Source organism: Mycobacterium numidiamassiliense (genome assembly GCF_900157365.1).
Classification (GTDB): Bacteria; Actinomycetota; Actinomycetes; order Mycobacteriales; family Mycobacteriaceae; genus Mycobacterium; species Mycobacterium numidiamassiliense.
The window spans coordinates 1,301,921-1,316,949 of sequence record NZ_FUEZ01000003.1; the positions used below are offsets into that span (position 1 = coordinate 1,301,921).

At 68.1% G+C, this 15,029-nt stretch carries 14 protein-coding genes and 2 pseudogenes; 6 read left to right on the forward strand and 10 right to left on the reverse strand.

Features of this window, described 5'->3' with window-relative positions:
- Window positions 1-2 precede the first annotated feature (2 nt).
- A pseudogene (locus tag MNAB215_RS06085) lies at window positions 3-771 on the forward strand (DUF3060 domain-containing protein).
- A 4-nt stretch (window positions 772-775) separates the two neighbouring features.
- On the opposite strand, the gene MNAB215_RS29635 reads toward MNAB215_RS06085, so the two are convergent.
- From MNAB215_RS29635 to MNAB215_RS06100, 4 genes and pseudogenes are all read right to left on the reverse strand, one after another.
- A complete protein-coding gene (locus MNAB215_RS29635; protein WP_165691529.1) occupies window positions 776-922 on the reverse strand; it encodes a hypothetical protein in 147 nt (48 codons plus the stop codon).
- 53 nt (window positions 923-975) lie between these two features.
- Window positions 976-1,365, reverse strand: coding sequence for a hypothetical protein (locus MNAB215_RS06090; protein ID WP_077077899.1), 390 nt, complete (start codon window positions 1,363-1,365; stop codon window positions 976-978).
- 91 nt (window positions 1,366-1,456) lie between these two features.
- A pseudogene (locus MNAB215_RS30475) lies at window positions 1,457-3,287 on the reverse strand (Hsp70 family protein).
- Window positions 3,288-3,440: 153 nt separating this feature from the next.
- On the reverse strand, window positions 3,441-4,670 hold the full coding sequence (locus MNAB215_RS06100) for a hypothetical protein (protein ID WP_077077900.1): 1,230 nt from the start codon (window positions 4,668-4,670) through the stop codon (window positions 3,441-3,443).
- Window positions 4,671-4,708: 38 nt separating this feature from the next.
- Here MNAB215_RS06100 and MNAB215_RS06105 point away from each other — a divergent pair, with 38 nt between their 5' ends.
- Both MNAB215_RS06105 and MNAB215_RS06110 read left to right on the forward strand, forming a co-directional pair.
- Complete coding sequence (locus tag MNAB215_RS06105) at window positions 4,709-5,329, forward strand: TetR/AcrR family transcriptional regulator (RefSeq protein ID WP_077077901.1); 621 nt, start codon at window positions 4,709-4,711, stop codon at window positions 5,327-5,329.
- Window positions 5,330-5,333: 4 nt separating this feature from the next.
- Window positions 5,334-5,813: a nuclear transport factor 2 family protein gene (locus MNAB215_RS06110; protein ID WP_174604526.1), complete on the forward strand. Its 480-nt coding sequence runs from the start codon at window positions 5,334-5,336 to the stop codon at window positions 5,811-5,813.
- Window position 5,814: 1 nt separating this feature from the next.
- Here MNAB215_RS06110 and MNAB215_RS06115 read toward each other — a convergent pair whose 3' ends face one another.
- Window positions 5,815-6,501 carry a L,D-transpeptidase family protein gene (locus MNAB215_RS06115; RefSeq protein ID WP_077077903.1) on the reverse strand — a complete coding sequence of 229 codons (687 nt, stop codon included), beginning with the start codon at window positions 6,499-6,501 and terminating at the stop codon, window positions 5,815-5,817.
- Between the two features lie 163 nt (window positions 6,502-6,664).
- On the opposite strand from MNAB215_RS06115, the gene MNAB215_RS06120 reads away from it, so the two are divergent.
- Window positions 6,665-7,147 carry a mitochondrial porin family protein gene (locus MNAB215_RS06120; RefSeq protein WP_077077904.1) on the forward strand — a complete coding sequence of 161 codons (483 nt, stop codon included), beginning with the start codon at window positions 6,665-6,667 and terminating at the stop codon, window positions 7,145-7,147.
- A gap of 127 nt (window positions 7,148-7,274) precedes the next feature.
- A complete protein-coding gene (gene bluB / locus MNAB215_RS06125) occupies window positions 7,275-8,003 on the forward strand; it encodes a 5,6-dimethylbenzimidazole synthase (RefSeq protein WP_083746015.1) in 729 nt (242 codons plus the stop codon).
- Here bluB and MNAB215_RS06130 read toward each other — a convergent pair.
- Entirely contained in the window at window positions 7,916-8,812 is an 897-nt protein-coding gene (locus tag MNAB215_RS06130; protein ID WP_245830140.1) for an SMP-30/gluconolactonase/LRE family protein, read from the reverse strand. The genes bluB and MNAB215_RS06130 overlap by 88 nt on opposite strands.
- Window positions 8,813-8,912: 100 nt before the next feature.
- Between MNAB215_RS06130 and MNAB215_RS06135 the strand changes: the two genes are divergently transcribed.
- The gene (locus MNAB215_RS06135) at window positions 8,913-10,283 is read left to right on the forward strand and encodes a sulfatase family protein (protein ID WP_077077905.1); all 1,371 of its coding nucleotides are present in this window, start codon (window positions 8,913-8,915) and stop codon (window positions 10,281-10,283) included.
- Window positions 10,284-10,292: 9 nt separating this feature from the next.
- Here MNAB215_RS06135 and MNAB215_RS06140 read toward each other — a convergent pair whose 3' ends face one another.
- The 4 genes from MNAB215_RS06140 to eccD all read right to left on the reverse strand — a co-directional run bounded on the left by MNAB215_RS06140 (window position 10,293) and on the right by eccD (window position 15,023).
- Entirely contained in the window at window positions 10,293-11,078 is a 786-nt protein-coding gene (locus MNAB215_RS06140; RefSeq protein WP_077077906.1) for a trans-aconitate 2-methyltransferase, read from the reverse strand.
- A 95-nt stretch (window positions 11,079-11,173) separates the two neighbouring features.
- Complete coding sequence (eccE, locus tag MNAB215_RS06145) at window positions 11,174-12,184, reverse strand: type VII secretion protein EccE (RefSeq protein ID WP_077077907.1); 1,011 nt, start codon at window positions 12,182-12,184, stop codon at window positions 11,174-11,176.
- Entirely contained in the window at window positions 12,181-13,569 is a 1,389-nt protein-coding gene (gene mycP / locus MNAB215_RS06150; protein WP_077077908.1) for a type VII secretion-associated serine protease mycosin, read from the reverse strand. Before mycP ends, eccE begins: the two co-directional genes overlap by 4 nt.
- Window positions 13,566-15,023, reverse strand: a complete 1,458-nt coding sequence (gene eccD / locus MNAB215_RS06155) for a type VII secretion integral membrane protein EccD (RefSeq protein ID WP_108637539.1) — start codon at window positions 15,021-15,023, stop codon at window positions 13,566-13,568. The genes mycP and eccD overlap by 4 nt, the downstream gene beginning before the upstream one ends.
- Window positions 15,024-15,029: the final 6 nt, after the last annotated feature.

Genomic DNA, 15,029 nt, shown 5'->3' on the forward strand with positions numbered 1-15,029 from the left:
GCATGGAAACCCAAGATGATCCGGAAAAGCGGATCCGGGACCTCGAGCGCCCGTTGGCAGACACCGCACGCGCGTCCGAATTGGGCGCTCCCGCGTCCTACAGCGGTCAGGCCTACCCGCCGCCCCCTGGCCCCGTCCCGCCACCACCCGGTCCGGTGCCGCCACCACTGGCGCCACCGCCCTACAACTCCGGTGCCGCCACCACTGGCGCCACCGCCCTACAACTACGGTGGCCCCTACACCGCGGCGGCGCCGAAATCGGGCGGGGGCAACCGCCTGTGGTGGATTCTGGGCACCGCCGTCGTCGTTGGCGTGCTCGTCCTCGCGGGCGTGATCGCAGCCTTTGCCGCACACCAACTCTCCGGTGTCCGATCGATCATTTCCTCGGCCACATCGACCGCGCCGGTCACGAATCTGCCGAGGACCTCGCCGCGCAGCTCGACTCCGTCGGCCGGCGGATCTGCAACGGCCAGTGCCGGTCCGTCGACGCCCCCGCTGCCGCCGCTGGGTGGCCAGCTCAGCGTCTCGGGCATCAGCGAGAACAAAACCATCGCCTGCAATGACAGCGTGGTCACGGTCAGCGGGATCTCCAACACGATCGTGATCGTCGGGCACTGCGCGAGTGTGACCGTGTCCGGGATGAAGAACTCCGTCACCGTCGACGCCGCCGACTCCATCGACGCCTCCGGCATCAACAACCAGGTCACGTTCCACTCGGGCTCGCCGCAGATCTCGAACTCCGGCGACGGGAATGTCGTCGGGCAGGGCTGATCCGTCAGGCGCCGGCCATCGCGTCGGCCTGCGCCAGACAGCCCTCGAAGTCGGCGTCCTGCGCCCCGGCCCGACAGCGGTGCGAGAATTCCCGGCATCCCTCGCGCGGCTGTGCCCTACACAGGTGGCACATCGACGCTGCGGCCGTCACGGTTCGAACCCTAGGCGCATTCCCCGCCAGGGGGAACCGAGAAAAACCCGCGGTTACGCAGGCTCTTCCTCGGAGTCGTCGTCCAGAACGCTGACCGCGATGCCGTACGGCAGAAAGCGAACCTTGCGCTTGGGATCGACGTTGTTCTTGTTTGCCCGCAGCGCGTCGAGTTCGGTCGCGTAGACCTGCTCGACCCGGGCATCGCCGGACGCGTCCACCGTGTAGATGGCCCACACCCCGTCACCGGCCTCGCCGGTGGTCTCCGGCTGCGGGCGGGGCCGCCGCGACAGGTCGTCGAAGATCGATGACCACCCGGGCCGCGCGCCCGGGGCACCGACGAACCTGCTGACGCGCTCGAACACGTCGCGCAGCCCCTCGCTGCCCTCCCTGATCACTCGATCGAAGTCGTCGGGATCAAATCCGAACGCACCGTGCTCGCCCATGCGTCCTCCTTGCAGCTCGTAGCGTTACTGCCAGTGTGCGCCCGGTCGCGACGATCCGCCATCGGCTCCGCTGCAAGCCGAACGCGGCTCGCTAGTAGCCGGGCCCCAGGAACGGGTTTCCGCCGCCCCCGTACCCGCCGCCGCCGTACCCGCCACCGGGGTACTGTCCGCCCGGGTACTGCTGCGGATACTGCGGCGCCTGGGGGGCCTGGGTGGCCGGAACCTGGATCGGTATCGGCACCGGCAGCAGCGGGACGTGGATCCACTGCGTGGTCATCGGCACCGATGTCGTCGTGCTGGTCGGCGGCGGAGGCGGCGTTGTCGTCGAGGGCGGCGGCGGAGGGGGCGTCGTCGTCGGCGTCGTCATGACCGGTGGCTGCGTCGTCTGCGGCTGCGGACGCGGACGCGGATGCGTGACGACCGGCGGCGGCACGCTCACGGGCGCCGGTTCCGCACTGGGCGGCGGTGGCACCCGGCGGCGCCGGCACCGGAACCACCGTGGGCACCGGTGGAGCTTCCCGATTCTCGATGCCCGCCAGCGTGTAGGCCACACCGCCGATCGCCGTCATAGCGACCAGGGCGCACATCCCGACGATCAACTGCGAGAACCGCAAGCGCCGCCAAGGCCGGCCCACGGGGACCTCGTCGTCGATCAGGTTCAGCCGCATCGACCAGCCGGCCTGAATGTCCTCGTCGTAGGCTTCGGGCGTGTAGGGCAACCGGATGTCGCCGGGGTATTCGGTTTGCGACCAAGCTAATTCGCGATCGGTCATCGCGTCATGGTCGATCACCAGAAGGTCACCGGCGCCCAGGTCGACGACCTCGCCGGCGGCGGCGGCCGACGTCAGCAGTCCAATTGAGGTGCGGGTCCGGAGATCCAGCTCTTCCCCGCGGGAGGCCAGCAGCAGGGCTCCGGCCGCCGCAGCGGATGCCGGTTGCGACGGAGACACCACCGGTCGGCGGGTGTGCACCGAAAGGCGTTCGTTGACAAGGGGAATGGCGGCACCGCCGCCGACGGTGACGACGGCGGCCAGGTCGGTCCAGCTCTTGCGGTTGCGGACCAGCATCTCGTCGAAGGCGAAGATGAAGCCGGTGAGCCGGTCCTGGATCAGGTCGCCCAGCTCGTCGCGGGTCACCCGCATGCTCGACCTGCGCCCACCGAGCTCAGCGACGAATTCCACGGCGGTGTCCACGGATAGCTGCTCTTTGGCGAGACGGCATTGCTCGCGCAGCGCCGCGAGTTGCCCGACCGCCGCCGTGCTGGCCGGGTCGATGCCACTGCCGTGGCCCAATTCCTCGAAAACGCGCAGCAGAATCGCGGCGTCGATCTCGTCGCCGGAGAAGTCCGGGTAACGCAGTGTGGGAGTGACGGGTTCGAAATCCCCCGCGATATTCATCAGTGTGGCAGACGTTCCCGAGCCGCCGAAATCGACCAGCCCGACCACGCCGGTCGCCGCGAGGCAGAGCTCCGCATTCGCGGCGGTCAATGCCGCGACGGTGTCGGCTACCAGGCGGGGCGCCATCCCGCTTCGCACGAAGCCGAGATGTGTTCGTAGCGCGTTACGTAACGCTTGGACGCTCCCGGCTTTCCAGTACGCGGGGACGGCTATCGAGATTTCCGAGGACCCCGCGTCCGCGCCGGCAGCGCGCACCATAGCGTCCAGGGCTTCGACCATCAGCAGATCCGGGTCGTGTGCCGAGCCGTCGCTGGACACCAGCGCCACCGAGTCGCCGATGCGCTCCACAAAGCCGCTCAGCAGCATGCCGGGCTCACTCAGGGGCAGGTTCTCGCCAGGCACACCGATTTTCGGCGCGCAGTGCGGGTAGAGGCTAAGTACAGCACGGCGCGTAACCGGTGCACTTCCACTACTCGCGGCGACCAGGTTTGTGGTCCCGATCGACAACCCAACGGGGTCGTACATAGAGCGAAACCTTCGTCTATAGGGGTCGATGGCCAGCGTTAACGATAGCCGCGGACACGCGGAAAGCCGATGGCTTGCAATGTCATTGGTATCGCCCCGATGCGATTGCGTCACCGAAGCGGTACTAAAAACCCCTTGACAAACGCGCCGTGGTCACACGACGGTCAGTGGCAGCGAACGCCTCGGCTCGAATTGGAACGACGCGCCGCCACTGAACTTAACGACTTCCACCTCAGGTAGTTCGGCTGCCGTGGCATCGGTTTCGGTGAATCCCGCGGTCCAGTCGGTGTCCGTCCCGCTAACACGCACCTCGATACGCGGGTCCACGGCGGTAGCGATCGCTCGTAGCGGCTGCACAGAGTCCGGCGAGCACAACGAGATCCAGGAACCGTCGTCGTGACCCGGCGACCGGTGCACGGTCAGCCGGTTGGCCTCGATGTCCGCCGAGACATACCCCGCGGGATTGAGCAGGGGGTGCAGTTCCAGCACTCGCAGCACACCTTCGGGCCCGCCCGGCAATTTCAGGGCCTTGTGTATGCGTTCGGCGGCGACGCCCGCGATGCCGATCAAGCCGCGGGTGCACACCGAGACAGCTTCGGCCTCATCGGCGGCACGTGCGCGCACCGCGATCGCGAAGGACAGAAAGAGCAGGTGCATCTGCAGGCAGACCTCGTCGGCCATCCGGACCAGTGCCGAATGTGAGAACGAGGCGAAGTCGAAATCGGACAACAACGGGCCCGAGTAGTCCGCCTCCCCCTCGTCGGAGGGATCGATGGGAGCGAGTTCCCATGTCGCGGCGCGGGTTTGGCGCACGATGTCGAGCGCCGGAATTTCCTGCGCTTCGGGGTACGACTCATCGATGATGACGGTCCACGCGCAGTGCGGATGCCGGTCCGCGGGCGTCCGCGGCGGGCGGTGCAGCGGGCGCACCTGAGCGTGGACGTTGGTCGCGACCGCGGTGGCGTCGAACGTCGGGTCCTCGATGGTGTGGCACATGCCGAAGACGTACTCCTCGCCCATCGGCTCGACGTCCATCAGGGCGCCGCAGTGGTCCAGTTGGAACTCGCCGTGCCATCGATCGTGGACGGTGTAGCGGAAATCCATGAACTGCGGCGGGGCGCCGATGTCGAGCTGTAGACCCTTGAAAATGGTCACCACGTCGACGCCCTCGTATTTCAGCGCCTGCTGCATGCGCCGGGTGTAGATCGGGCTGGCGCCCGCCCACTCCTCGATGGCGATCTGCACCATCGCGTCGCGGCCGAACGAGCTGATACACCAGGCCATCCCGGAACGGTCGATCAGCTGGCCTATCAACAGCAGCTCAGGGACCAACACGGCCAGCTGCTCACGGGACAATTGCGCATAGCGTGAAGGGCTGTTCACAGCACAAAAATAGACTTGACTATGTTATAAAGTCAACAATGTCCATCGTTGCAGGCCAGACGCCCGGACGCTCCGCGAGCCCCACCCGGCGCACCAGCGCGCCCCGCAAGCGCGGCGACGCCACCCGCGCGAGGATCATCGACGAGACGGTCCGCTGCATCGTCGAGGAAGGATTCGCCGCCGCCACCGCCAAACACGTGGCCGAGCGCGCGGGGGTGACGTGGGGCGTCATCCAGTACCACTTCGGCGACCGCAACGGGCTGCTGATGGCCGTCGTCGACGACGGCGTGGACCGACTGATCGAGAGCCTGTCGTCGGCCGATGTCAGCGAATTGCCGCTGCGCGAGCGCATCGAGGTCGTCATCGACACCGCGTGGAGTTGCTACAGCAGTCCGACGTCGATGGCGGCTTTCGAAATCCTGCGGGCCACCCGCGGCGGCCTGGGCCAATCGTCGCGGCGCCACCTCGTCGAAATGAACTCCGCGATCGGCCAGCTGGGCCGGCTGATCACCAGCGATCCGGCCAATGCCGGTGTCGCCGAGGTTATTTGGGCCACACTGCGCGGTGTGATATTGGCCCAGATGGTCACCGGTAGCGCCATCGATTGGACCCTGGAACGACGGGCCCTGATCGACATGGTCACGCGTGTGCTGCAATGACGGGATGACCCTCGACGATCTCGCCGATATCGAAGCCATCAAGCAAGTCAAATACCGCTATCTGCGTGCCCTGGACACCAAGCACTGGGACGAGTTCACCGACACCCTGGCCGAGGACATCAAGGCCGACTACGGGCCGTCGATCGGCAACGAGCTGCACTTCACCAACCGCGCCGACCTGGTTGAGTACATGCGGACCTCGCTGCCCGCCAACGTCCTCACCGAACACCGGGTGACCCATCCCGAGATCAACGTGAGCGGCGACACCGCAACGGGCAGTTGGTATCTGCAGGACAAGGTCATCGTCGCCGATTTGGACTTCCTGCTGATCGGTGCGGCCTTCTACCGCGACACCTACCGGCGTACCGAGAACGGCTGGAAGATCAGCGGAACCGGCTACGACCGGACCTACGACGCCACAATGTCGTTGAAGGGCATGGACTTTAACGTCAAGCCCGGCCGTGCTGTCGCGGGCGCCGACTGAGCTACTTGGTGATCGCGATGACCGCGCCGGGCTGCAGCCATTTCATGATCGACACCAGCTGAGCGTCGTCGACCGCCACGCAGCCCTCGGTGGGCTTGCCGTCGGTGGTGTGGAAGAAGAACGCCGCACCCCCGCCGGGCACCTTGTTCTTGTTGACGCCCATCACGACGGCGTGCTTGTACTGCGGGATCTGCAGGTTCTCGCTCTCGGCCGTGTTGAACGGGCACTGCGCCTTCGCGCACACCTGCATGGTGTTGAAGGTGGCTGGGCTATGGTCGTCGCCGCTCCACCAATTGTTCGGTCCCACTTGGGTATACGGCAGGGCCGTGCCCGGGTTCGGCGCGGTGCCGAAGGCGGAGTCGAGGGAGTAGACGCCGGTCGGAGTCGCCGGAACCCCGCTCTTGGCCTGCGGGGCCATGCCCGCCGAGCCGACGTGGGTCGGGACGCCGGTGCGCAGCGCCTGCCAGCCGGCGGCGGTGCGCTGGTAGACGTCGATAGTCGCGTTCGACCCGCCGGTGCTGACGACCGAAACCACCTGCGTGGCATTGCCAACCTGGCTGGCGAACCACGGGGTGCCGGCCAGGGGGTTGCCCGTCGACGTCGGGGCGGCGCTGCTTGCCGGGGCGAGCACAAGCATCGCGAACAGTGCGCACGCCGCGGTGCGCAGCAGAGCTAGCAGTCGGCGCATACCGTCAATCGTCAAGCAGCGCCTCACTCAAGGTCAAGTAAAGCTTTAGGGCCAGTTAGGTCACTGGCCCGTGATCAACGAAAACTACAGCACAGCAGCGGTTTCGGCAGACCGGGCAAATTCGGTGTGACGCGGCTCCGCCAACCGGAGTCATACTGGCGTCATGGCTGTCTTTGTCCGCAGGCTCTTCGGCATCGGCAAGCTCCCCGACGACCTGCACGCTCAGGTCGAGGCGGAAGGCCTCATCCACCTCGCCGACTACGTCTCCGTGACCCGGCGCTTCAGCGGCGTCATCCCCGGCGTGCGGGCACCGCACAGCGTCGCCAGCTACACGGGTTCGCTGGTGTTCACCGCACAGCGGGTGCTGGCCACGCTGTCCATGCTGCCCAAGCTCGCCGGCCCCACCGTCGACGTGCGCTGGGACGCGGCGCAGACCGGGGCGGCGAAGGCCACCATCTCGTCGACGGGCTTGCGGGTCGACCTCGACGTCGCCGAGGTCGACCCGAAGTTCTCCGGCGAGCTCTCGCTGCACTACAAGACCGACATCGCAGCCGACGTGCTCGACCGGCTGCCGCGGCAATCGCTGGCCTTCGACGTGCCACCGGAATACGTCTACCGGGCCGTCGGTGTCACCTACAGTCCGTGATCGTCATCCGCGGCCACGGGACCGTGCCATTGGTGTATTCACGCAATAATGTCAATCTCGCCTGGTGGTAACCCGCTGCACTATCTCGTGGTATGGATATCGGCCACGTCGTTTCTACGATGGCGCTATGACCGACTACGCGTTCAGCGCGCGGGATCGCCAGGCCATCTACCGGGTGATCGCCGAGCGGCGCGACATGCGCCGTTTCGTGCCCGACAGCTCAGTGCCCGAGGACGTGCTGGCCCGGCTGTTGCAGGCCGCGCACCACGCGCCCAGCGTCGGCCTGATGCAGCCCTGGCGCTTCATCCGCGTCACCGATGACGCGCTGCGCAAGCGCATCCACGCGCTGGTCGCCGAGGAGCGCCCGCGCACCGCGGAAGCCCTGGGGCCGCGGGGCGAGGAATTCCTGAAGCTGAAGGTGGAGGGCATTCTCGACTGCGCCGAACTCTTGGTGGTGGCGCTGTCCGACAAACGCGACGCGCACATCTTCGGCCGGCGCACGCTGCCGCACATGGACCTCGCGTCGGTGTCGTGTGCGATCCAGAACCTGTGGCTGGCGGCCCGGGCAGAGGGCGTCGGGGTGGGCTGGGTGTCGCTGTTCGACCCGCAGCCGTTGGCGGCCCTGCTGGCGATGCCCGCCGACGCAGAACCCGTGGCCATCCTGTGCGTGGGACCGGTCCCCGACTTCCCGGACCGGCCGGCCCTCGAACTGGACGGCTGGACGTACGCCCGGCCGCTGTCGGAGTTCGTCGCTGAAAACCGCTGGGGTCAACCGCCCGGGGAATCGGCGCCCGGCCAGCCCGCACCGGGGGCCGGGGCTGCGACGGCCAGCACGGTGCCATCCCACTCGGTGTGATCCAACAACCGCTGCGGGCCGGGCCAGTGCGCGGCCACCACGAACAGAGTGGAGCGGTCGTCGCCGCCGAGCATGCAGGCGAACGCGCCGCGATCGAGCTGGACCCGGTCCAGCACCTCCCCGCCCTGGCACACGCGCACGCAACAGGCGTCGCCGACGTCGGCGTACCAGGTGGCGCCGTCGCGGTCCAGGCAGATGCCGTCGGGTGAGTGCCCTCCCACATCTGCCCACACCCGGCGATTCGACAGCGATCCGTCCGCGCCGATGTCGAACGCGGTTAGCCGGTGCCGGTACGACTCGGCCACGATGAGCGTGGAGTTGTCGGCGGTGACGGCCATCCCATTGGGAAAGGCCAGGTCGTCGGCGACGATGCGGACGCCGCCGTTGTTCACCAGGGCCACGAACCCGGGCGCGGGATCACCGGCGGGCGGGCCCGCGGCGAAATCGAAGTTGACGTTGTTGACGTAGGCGTTGCCGCGGCCGTCGATCACGATGTCGTTGGGGCCATACGGTGACAGCGCCGACAGGTCGGCGTAGCGCGACAGCGTCCCGTCCGCCGAGAGCCGAAGCAACGCCTTGTGCGAGCTCGACGTCAGCACCAGCCCTTCCTCGGCGGGTGAGCCCGGCAGGAAGTCGAAACACATTGGCAATGACTGGTGTTCGACCACGATCCGGTACTTGCCGAACGCGTCGATCGCGCGGATCAGCCCGGCCGTCCAGTCAGCCACCCAGAGCTGTCCAGCCCGCCAGCGCGGTGATTCCAGCATGCCCAGGCCTGTCAGCACCGTGTCCACTCCGGTTCCCTTCAACGAGAGCTAAATTCCATCCACGTTGTCTGACTTGTCAGCACACTCAGACTCACCGCAGGTGACTGCGGTATCGTCGCCGGTCGCAAGGCAAGGTGAAGAGGTGAAGGAATTGACGGGCGACAACGTACTGATCGTGCACTGGCACGACCTGGGACGCTACCTCGGTGCCTACGGTCACCCAGACGTGTCCAGCCCGCGACTTGATCGGCTTGCCGCCGAAAGCTTCCTGTTCACCAGGGCCCATGCCACCGCACCGCTGTGTTCGCCGTCGCGCGGTTCGTTTTTCACCGGCCGCTACCCGCAGAGCAACGGCCTGGTCGGGCTGGCCCACCACGGTTGGGAGTACCGCAGCGGGGTACAGACGCTGCCCCAGATTTTATCCGACTCTGGTTGGTATTCAGTACTTTTCGGTATGCAGCACGAGACCTCTTACCCGAAGCGGCTGGGCTTCGACGAATTCGACGTGTCGAACTCCTACTGCGAGTACGTGGTGGAGAAGGCAGCTGACTGGCTGCGCGACGACGCTCCGCAACGCCGCGGACAGCCATTCCTGTTGACGGCCGGGTTCTTCGAGACCCACCGGCCCTACCCGCGCGATCGCTACGAGCCGGCCGATAGCGCGATCGTCGACCCGCCCGACTACCTGCCCGATACCCCCGAGGTGCGCGGCGACCTCGCCGACTTCTACGGGGCCATCAGCACCGCCGACGCCGCGGTTGGCCGGCTGCTGGACACGCTGGCCGAGACCGGCCTGGACGAGCGGACCTGGGTGGTGTTCTTCACCGATCACGGCCCGGCCCTCCCCCGCGCGAAATCCACACTCTACGACGCTGGAACGGGCATCGCGCTGTTGATCCGCCCGCCCACCAGCCGGGCCGCCGCGCCCGTGGTCTACGACGAGTTGTTCAGCGGCGTCGACCTGGTCCCGACGTTGCTGGAGCTGCTGGGCCTCGACGTGCCGGCCGACATCGAAGGCGTGTCACATGCGCACGCCCTGCTCGCGCCACAGACGCCGGCCGATCCGGTGCGCGATCAGGTCTACACCATGAAGACCTACCACGACTCGTTCGATCCGATAAGGGCAATCCGCACGAAGGAATACAGCTACATCGAGAACTACGTGCCCAGGCCGCTGCTCGATCTGCCCTGGGATATCCAGGAGAGCCCGTCGGGGCTGGCGGTCGCGCCATTCGTCACGTCACCGCGTCCCGAACGCGAACTCTACGATCTGCGCACCGATCCCACCGAGACACGCAACCTGCTCGCCGACGGCGATCCCGGCATGGATGCGATCGCGGCCGATCTGGCTGTCCGACTGCATGATTGGCGGCAGCGGACCGGCGACGTCATCCCCTCCGACTTTGCCGGGACCCGCATCGCGATGCGCTACACCGAAACGTATCTGCAGATCCATCGGACCACGCCGACCAGCAGGTCGGCGATCGCCGTCGACCGCGGCGTCGAGGAATAGCCGAATCGACTACTGAGCCGAGCGACCGGCCGCACCGACCTCGGCCACCATGAACACCCGCCGGAACGGGAAGATCGTGGTGCCGTCGGCCCGAGGCGGGTAGGCATCGTCCAGCAGCGGGATCAGCTCCTGACGGAACTCCTCCCATCCCGCGTCGTCGAGACGCTCGCGCACCGGAACCAGCGCGGTGCCGGTGATCCAGCCCAGCACCGGGTGTTCGCCGGTCAGCAGGTGCAGGTACGTCGTTTCCCAGGCGTCGACCCGGCAGCCGGCATCCATCAGCATGTTGGCGTAGTACGTTGGCGGCTGGACCACAGCGCCTACTCGAAATGGTATGTCTTTCAACGCTTTTGCGTAGTGCTCGCGACGCGCCACCGCGCGCACCGCGGCATGTGACGGCGTCTCGAAGTTGCCGGGGATCTGCACGGCGATCCACGCTCCCGGAGCCAGCTGGCCGGCCCACTGCTGCAGCAGATCGGCGTGTTCGGGCACCCAATGCAAGGCCGCATTGCTGACGACCACGTCGGTGTCTGGCTTCGGTGCCCAGTCCCGCACGTCACCGACGCTGGCATCGATGCCGCGTTCGCGCGCCGCGGCGACCATCTCCGGCGAGGTGTCCAGAGCTTCGATGACCGCGCCGGGCCAGCGCTTCTCCAGATACTTCGTCAGGTTGCCGGGCCCACACCCCAGGTCAGCCACCCGACGCGCGCGCTCGACCCCGACCCGCGAGAGCAGGTCGTAGAACGGGCGGCTGCGATGGTCCGCAAACGCCAAGTAGACGTCGGGATCCCACATATCGTCCTCCTGATCAGCACCGTCGGCAATCGGCGGATAGACAATCCGTATTACCGCATGGTGCCAATCGGCGCCCCAGAGGCCCCGGAATTTGCTCAGGCGTCCTGGTCGACGAGGGATCTCGGGTCGGGCGCCCGGTGCGCCCCCGCCGACGGAGTGGGCCAGTCGAGGCCCGCCAGCACACCGTCGGCTGCCTCCACGTGTCCGTCAAGTCGTCGGGTGGACAACAGATCCAGCGCGATCAGTGCCGGCAGCTGATTGCCGCGTTGGGCGACCAGGCCGGGCAACGGTGTCCCCGGATCGGCAGGCGTCTCGGTGAGAAACGCGCAGGCGGCCGCGATCGTGTTGAGACCGCCCGTGCCACCGCAGGCGATCTCCAGCGCCGTGCACGTCTCGCGCGCCGGATACGACCGGATCGCCTCCAACGTCTCGGGCAACGCGTTGTTCACGTTAATTTGGTACGCCACAACGTAATCTGAGGCGCCCCGCTGCAATGCGGACCAGGTCTCGCGGATGTTCGGCGTGACCAGCCGCGGCACGTCGTCGGCACCGACCGTGTTGGCCTCCCAACCGATCTCACGAAGATGGTCGGCGAGCCGACGGGCCGCCACTTCGGCGGTCTCCTGCAACGGGATCCGCGACGAGCGGGCCTGCAGCGCCGCCAGGTTGTCGGCGGCCGATATTGTGATCCCGATCCAGGTCTCCCGCCGCGAAGCATCGGATGCGTTGTCGCGGCTGGTGATTCGGATTTTATCGGCACGGATACCGTAGCGGTCCAGGTACCGGGCGATCAGCGGCAGCGGCAGCACCTCGTTGTCGTCGACCGGCGGCCCGATGCGCAGCAGCGCGGTTGTGGTGGCGGGCCTGGCGGGTGGGATCGGCTTACCGCGCCGACCCGCCATCGCCAGCCGGCGGCCCGCGATGGTCGTGAAGTGCAGTCCATGCCACCACCCGAACAGCACGACCACGACGACGGCGGCGATGCCGAGCACCCAGTAGTCGCGGGTCGAATTCCAGGGGTACGCCATCGCCGCGGGCACTACAGCCAGCGCCGCCAACGTAATTCGGCCGCTGCCTGGGAGCGGGATCGAGCGCAACTGGCTCATGAAGAGGGTTCCTTTCTGCGGGCAATCGCCACGACTGCGGCGACCACCGCGACAACCAACGCCAGAGCGGCGGCGCCGACGAAGGCGACGGTGCGCGGTGTGGTGTCCTTGGGCGCCGGGGCCGGCGGAACGGCGACCGGCTTTGCCGACGGCATAGCGGGCTGGTTGCCCGCGGGCAGTTGCCACGTCAGCGCGGCGACCGGGTCCACGCTGCCGGCGCCGACGACATCCGACGGTGCCCGCGAGCCGTTGTGCGCGGTCGCGGTGATGCGACGCAGCACGTCCGCCGCGCTGAGCGCCGGATACTTGCTGCGCACCAGCGCAGCGACTCCCGCCACATAGCCGGCCGCATAGCTGGTGCCGCTGAGCGCCGCCAGCTGCTGGTGGTCGTCGGGCAGGCCGTTGGCCAGGCCACCGCCGTCGCGATTGCTCACGGACACAATGTTTTCGCCGGGCGCCGCAACGCCCACCCACGGGCCGGACATAGTGAATTTCGACGGCTGGCCGTCCGGGGTCAACGCCGCCGCCGACAGCACATAGGGCTGCCACAACGAGGGGACGGAGACCGACGTGACGCCGGCCCAGTTGCGTGGGTCGCCCGGACGGCTGAGGTCGGTCAGCGGGTTGGCCTCGCACGAGGTTCCGCCGCCGCCCGATTCGGTGGCCCCGGTGTTGCCGGCGGCCGCCACGATCACCGCGTCCTTGTCGACGGCCGCGTAGCGAATCGCCGCGCCGAGCGCCGCCTGGTCGATGGGCCGATCGGCGGGCACGCACGTCACCGTCGAGATATCGATCACCCTGGCGCCGAGGTCGGCGGCATGCACGATCGCGCGGCCCAGCGCCGTGACCTCCAGCGACGCGCGGGCGAGCAGCGGATCGCCGCCGGTGGTGCGGGGCGAGAACTTCGCCGACGTCGTCCGGATCGAGAGCACGCGTGCCGCGGGTGCGACGCCCGAGAAGCCGTCGTCGGCGGGCTGGCCGGCAACGAGGCCGGCAACCAGCGTTCCGTGGCCGTCACAGTCGGTCAGGCCGTCGGTCGTCTCCACGAAATCGCCGCCGGGGTCGACGTTGGGCAGGCGTGAACTAGGACGCACACCGGTGTCGATGACCGCCACGATTTGGCCGTCACCACGGGAAAACTGCCATGCCGCAGGAAGATTCAGCGTCGCCTGGCTGGGCGTGACGGCGCCTGGATCGCTGCCCGCGATGACGCCCGACGCGCTGCACGGGCCGCGCTGCTCCATCGGCTGCACCGGTCCCGGCGTGCCGCTCGGCGGTGGCACCCCGGGGTCGACCGCGGGCTGGCTGATCGCCAGCGCCGACGGGCAGGCCCACACCGTGACGGTCACCGTCGCGGCGAGACAGGCCAAGCCAGCCCGAATCATCGATTCAGTACCCAGCCGAACAGGCCGACCAGGAAGGCGATGACGGGGATCAGCGAGGCATCCAGGCCGGAGGCCACAAAACCCAGCAGCCGTCGCGCCGGTAGCGAATAGCTTTCCGGGGACGCGATGACCGGGTTCAGCGCCACCACGACCCAGAGGACCGCCAGCACACCGAGCACCAGCGCCGCCCCCAGGGCTGCGCCGTAACGTCCCGTCGCGGTGTAGATCACCAGCAGGACGCCGGCGGCCAGGAACGGCTGGGCAAGCAACCACGCCTTGCAGCCGGCCGAATCCCACACCCGGGCCCGCAGGACGGACGTGGCCGCGGTCGCCGCCACCACGTACCAGCCTGCGGCGCTGAGGGTTTCGGGACGCAGCGCGATCGCCACGGATCCCAGCACGCTGAGCAGCACTGCGCCGGCGATGAAACCGCTCTGATGGGCATCGCTGATGCGAACCCGCCGCGGGAAGTCCTCGAGCACCCGCAACGACGGCGCTGACGGGCTGGGATCACCGGGTGCCGGGATGACCGGCAGCGGAAAGCGCGCCCACACCGCGGACAGCTGGGCCGCCTCGATGGCGACCAGCACCGCCGCAACGATGAGGCCGCCACCGATGGTGAGTATGGGTAATTGCCAGAGCAATTCGGCTCCCGCCGCCAGCAGCACGCCCGTGCCGACCACCGCCGCGGCGGTGAACAGACCCACGATGCGCTCACGCTCGGGACTCGGCACCAGCAGCGCGACCAGCGACCACGCGGCGACACCCGCGGCGGCCAGCATCAGCTGCGCCGGCCCGAATGTCCCGGGCACTGCCAACGCCAGGGCGGCGGCGATGGGCACCAACGCGGCGATCGACAGCGCCGTCCCGGCGCGCTCGGCGCGCGCCGTGATCAGCAGGCCGGCCACCGCGGTGACAGCGGCGATCACGCCGACGGCGACCACGCCGGACAGTCCGCCGGTCGCCACCCGGTAGGTGACACCCAGACCAGTTGCCGCGAAGACGACGGCGATAGCCGCGACGAGCGCTCCGCGCTGGATATGCGCTGTGCCCCAAGGCTTTACCCGTGAGGTCGAGAAGATCATCGCGGCGTCGGCGATGTCCTCGACGATGCCGGGTGCGGCCGGACCGACGGGCACCGGCTGCAACGCCAACAGGTCACCGTCGACGACTCCGACGGTGTCCAGGCTGGTGTCCAGGCTGAACGGCGCCCCGCCGATGGGAGCCAGGCTCAGGTGCGAAACCGTGCCGCCAGCTGCGCCGTTGAGGGCACCACCGTCGCCGTTCTGCGCCGCTGGGACCACCAATCGCTGGACCGCGGGCAGGATTTCGCGCAGCGGCAACTCCGCGGGCAGGGCCATCTCCGTCAGGCGGCTGTCCGCGAGGATGGCAACGCGGACGATCGGCATGACGGTACCGGCGGTCACCGGACCCCCGAATTTGGCTGGGGCCATTGCTGG

Excerpts from the sequence above, each read along its gene's own strand:
- MNAB215_RS06090 (WP_077077899.1), bottom strand. The coding sequence starts at position 1,365 with ATGGGCGAGCACGGTGCGTTCGGATTTGATCCCGACGACTTCGATCGA.
- MNAB215_RS06105 (WP_077077901.1), top strand. The coding sequence starts at position 4,709 with ATGTCCATCGTTGCAGGCCAGACGCCCGGACGCTCCGCGAGCCCCACC.
- MNAB215_RS06110 (WP_174604526.1), top strand. The coding sequence starts at position 5,334 with ATGACCCTCGACGATCTCGCCGATATCGAAGCCATCAAGCAAGTCAAA.
- MNAB215_RS06115 (WP_077077903.1), bottom strand. The coding sequence starts at position 6,501 with ATGCGCCGACTGCTAGCTCTGCTGCGCACCGCGGCGTGCGCACTGTTC.
- MNAB215_RS06120 (WP_077077904.1), top strand. The coding sequence starts at position 6,665 with ATGGCTGTCTTTGTCCGCAGGCTCTTCGGCATCGGCAAGCTCCCCGAC.
- bluB (WP_083746015.1), top strand. The coding sequence starts at position 7,275 with ATGACCGACTACGCGTTCAGCGCGCGGGATCGCCAGGCCATCTACCGG.
- MNAB215_RS06140 (WP_077077906.1), bottom strand. The coding sequence starts at position 11,078 with ATGTGGGATCCCGACGTCTACTTGGCGTTTGCGGACCATCGCAGCCGC.
- eccE (WP_077077907.1), bottom strand. The coding sequence starts at position 12,184 with ATGAGCCAGTTGCGCTCGATCCCGCTCCCAGGCAGCGGCCGAATTACG.
- mycP (WP_077077908.1), bottom strand. The coding sequence starts at position 13,569 with ATGATTCGGGCTGGCTTGGCCTGTCTCGCCGCGACGGTGACCGTCACG.
- eccD (WP_108637539.1), bottom strand. The coding sequence starts at position 15,023 with ATGGCCCCAGCCAAATTCGGGGGTCCGGTGACCGCCGGTACCGTCATG.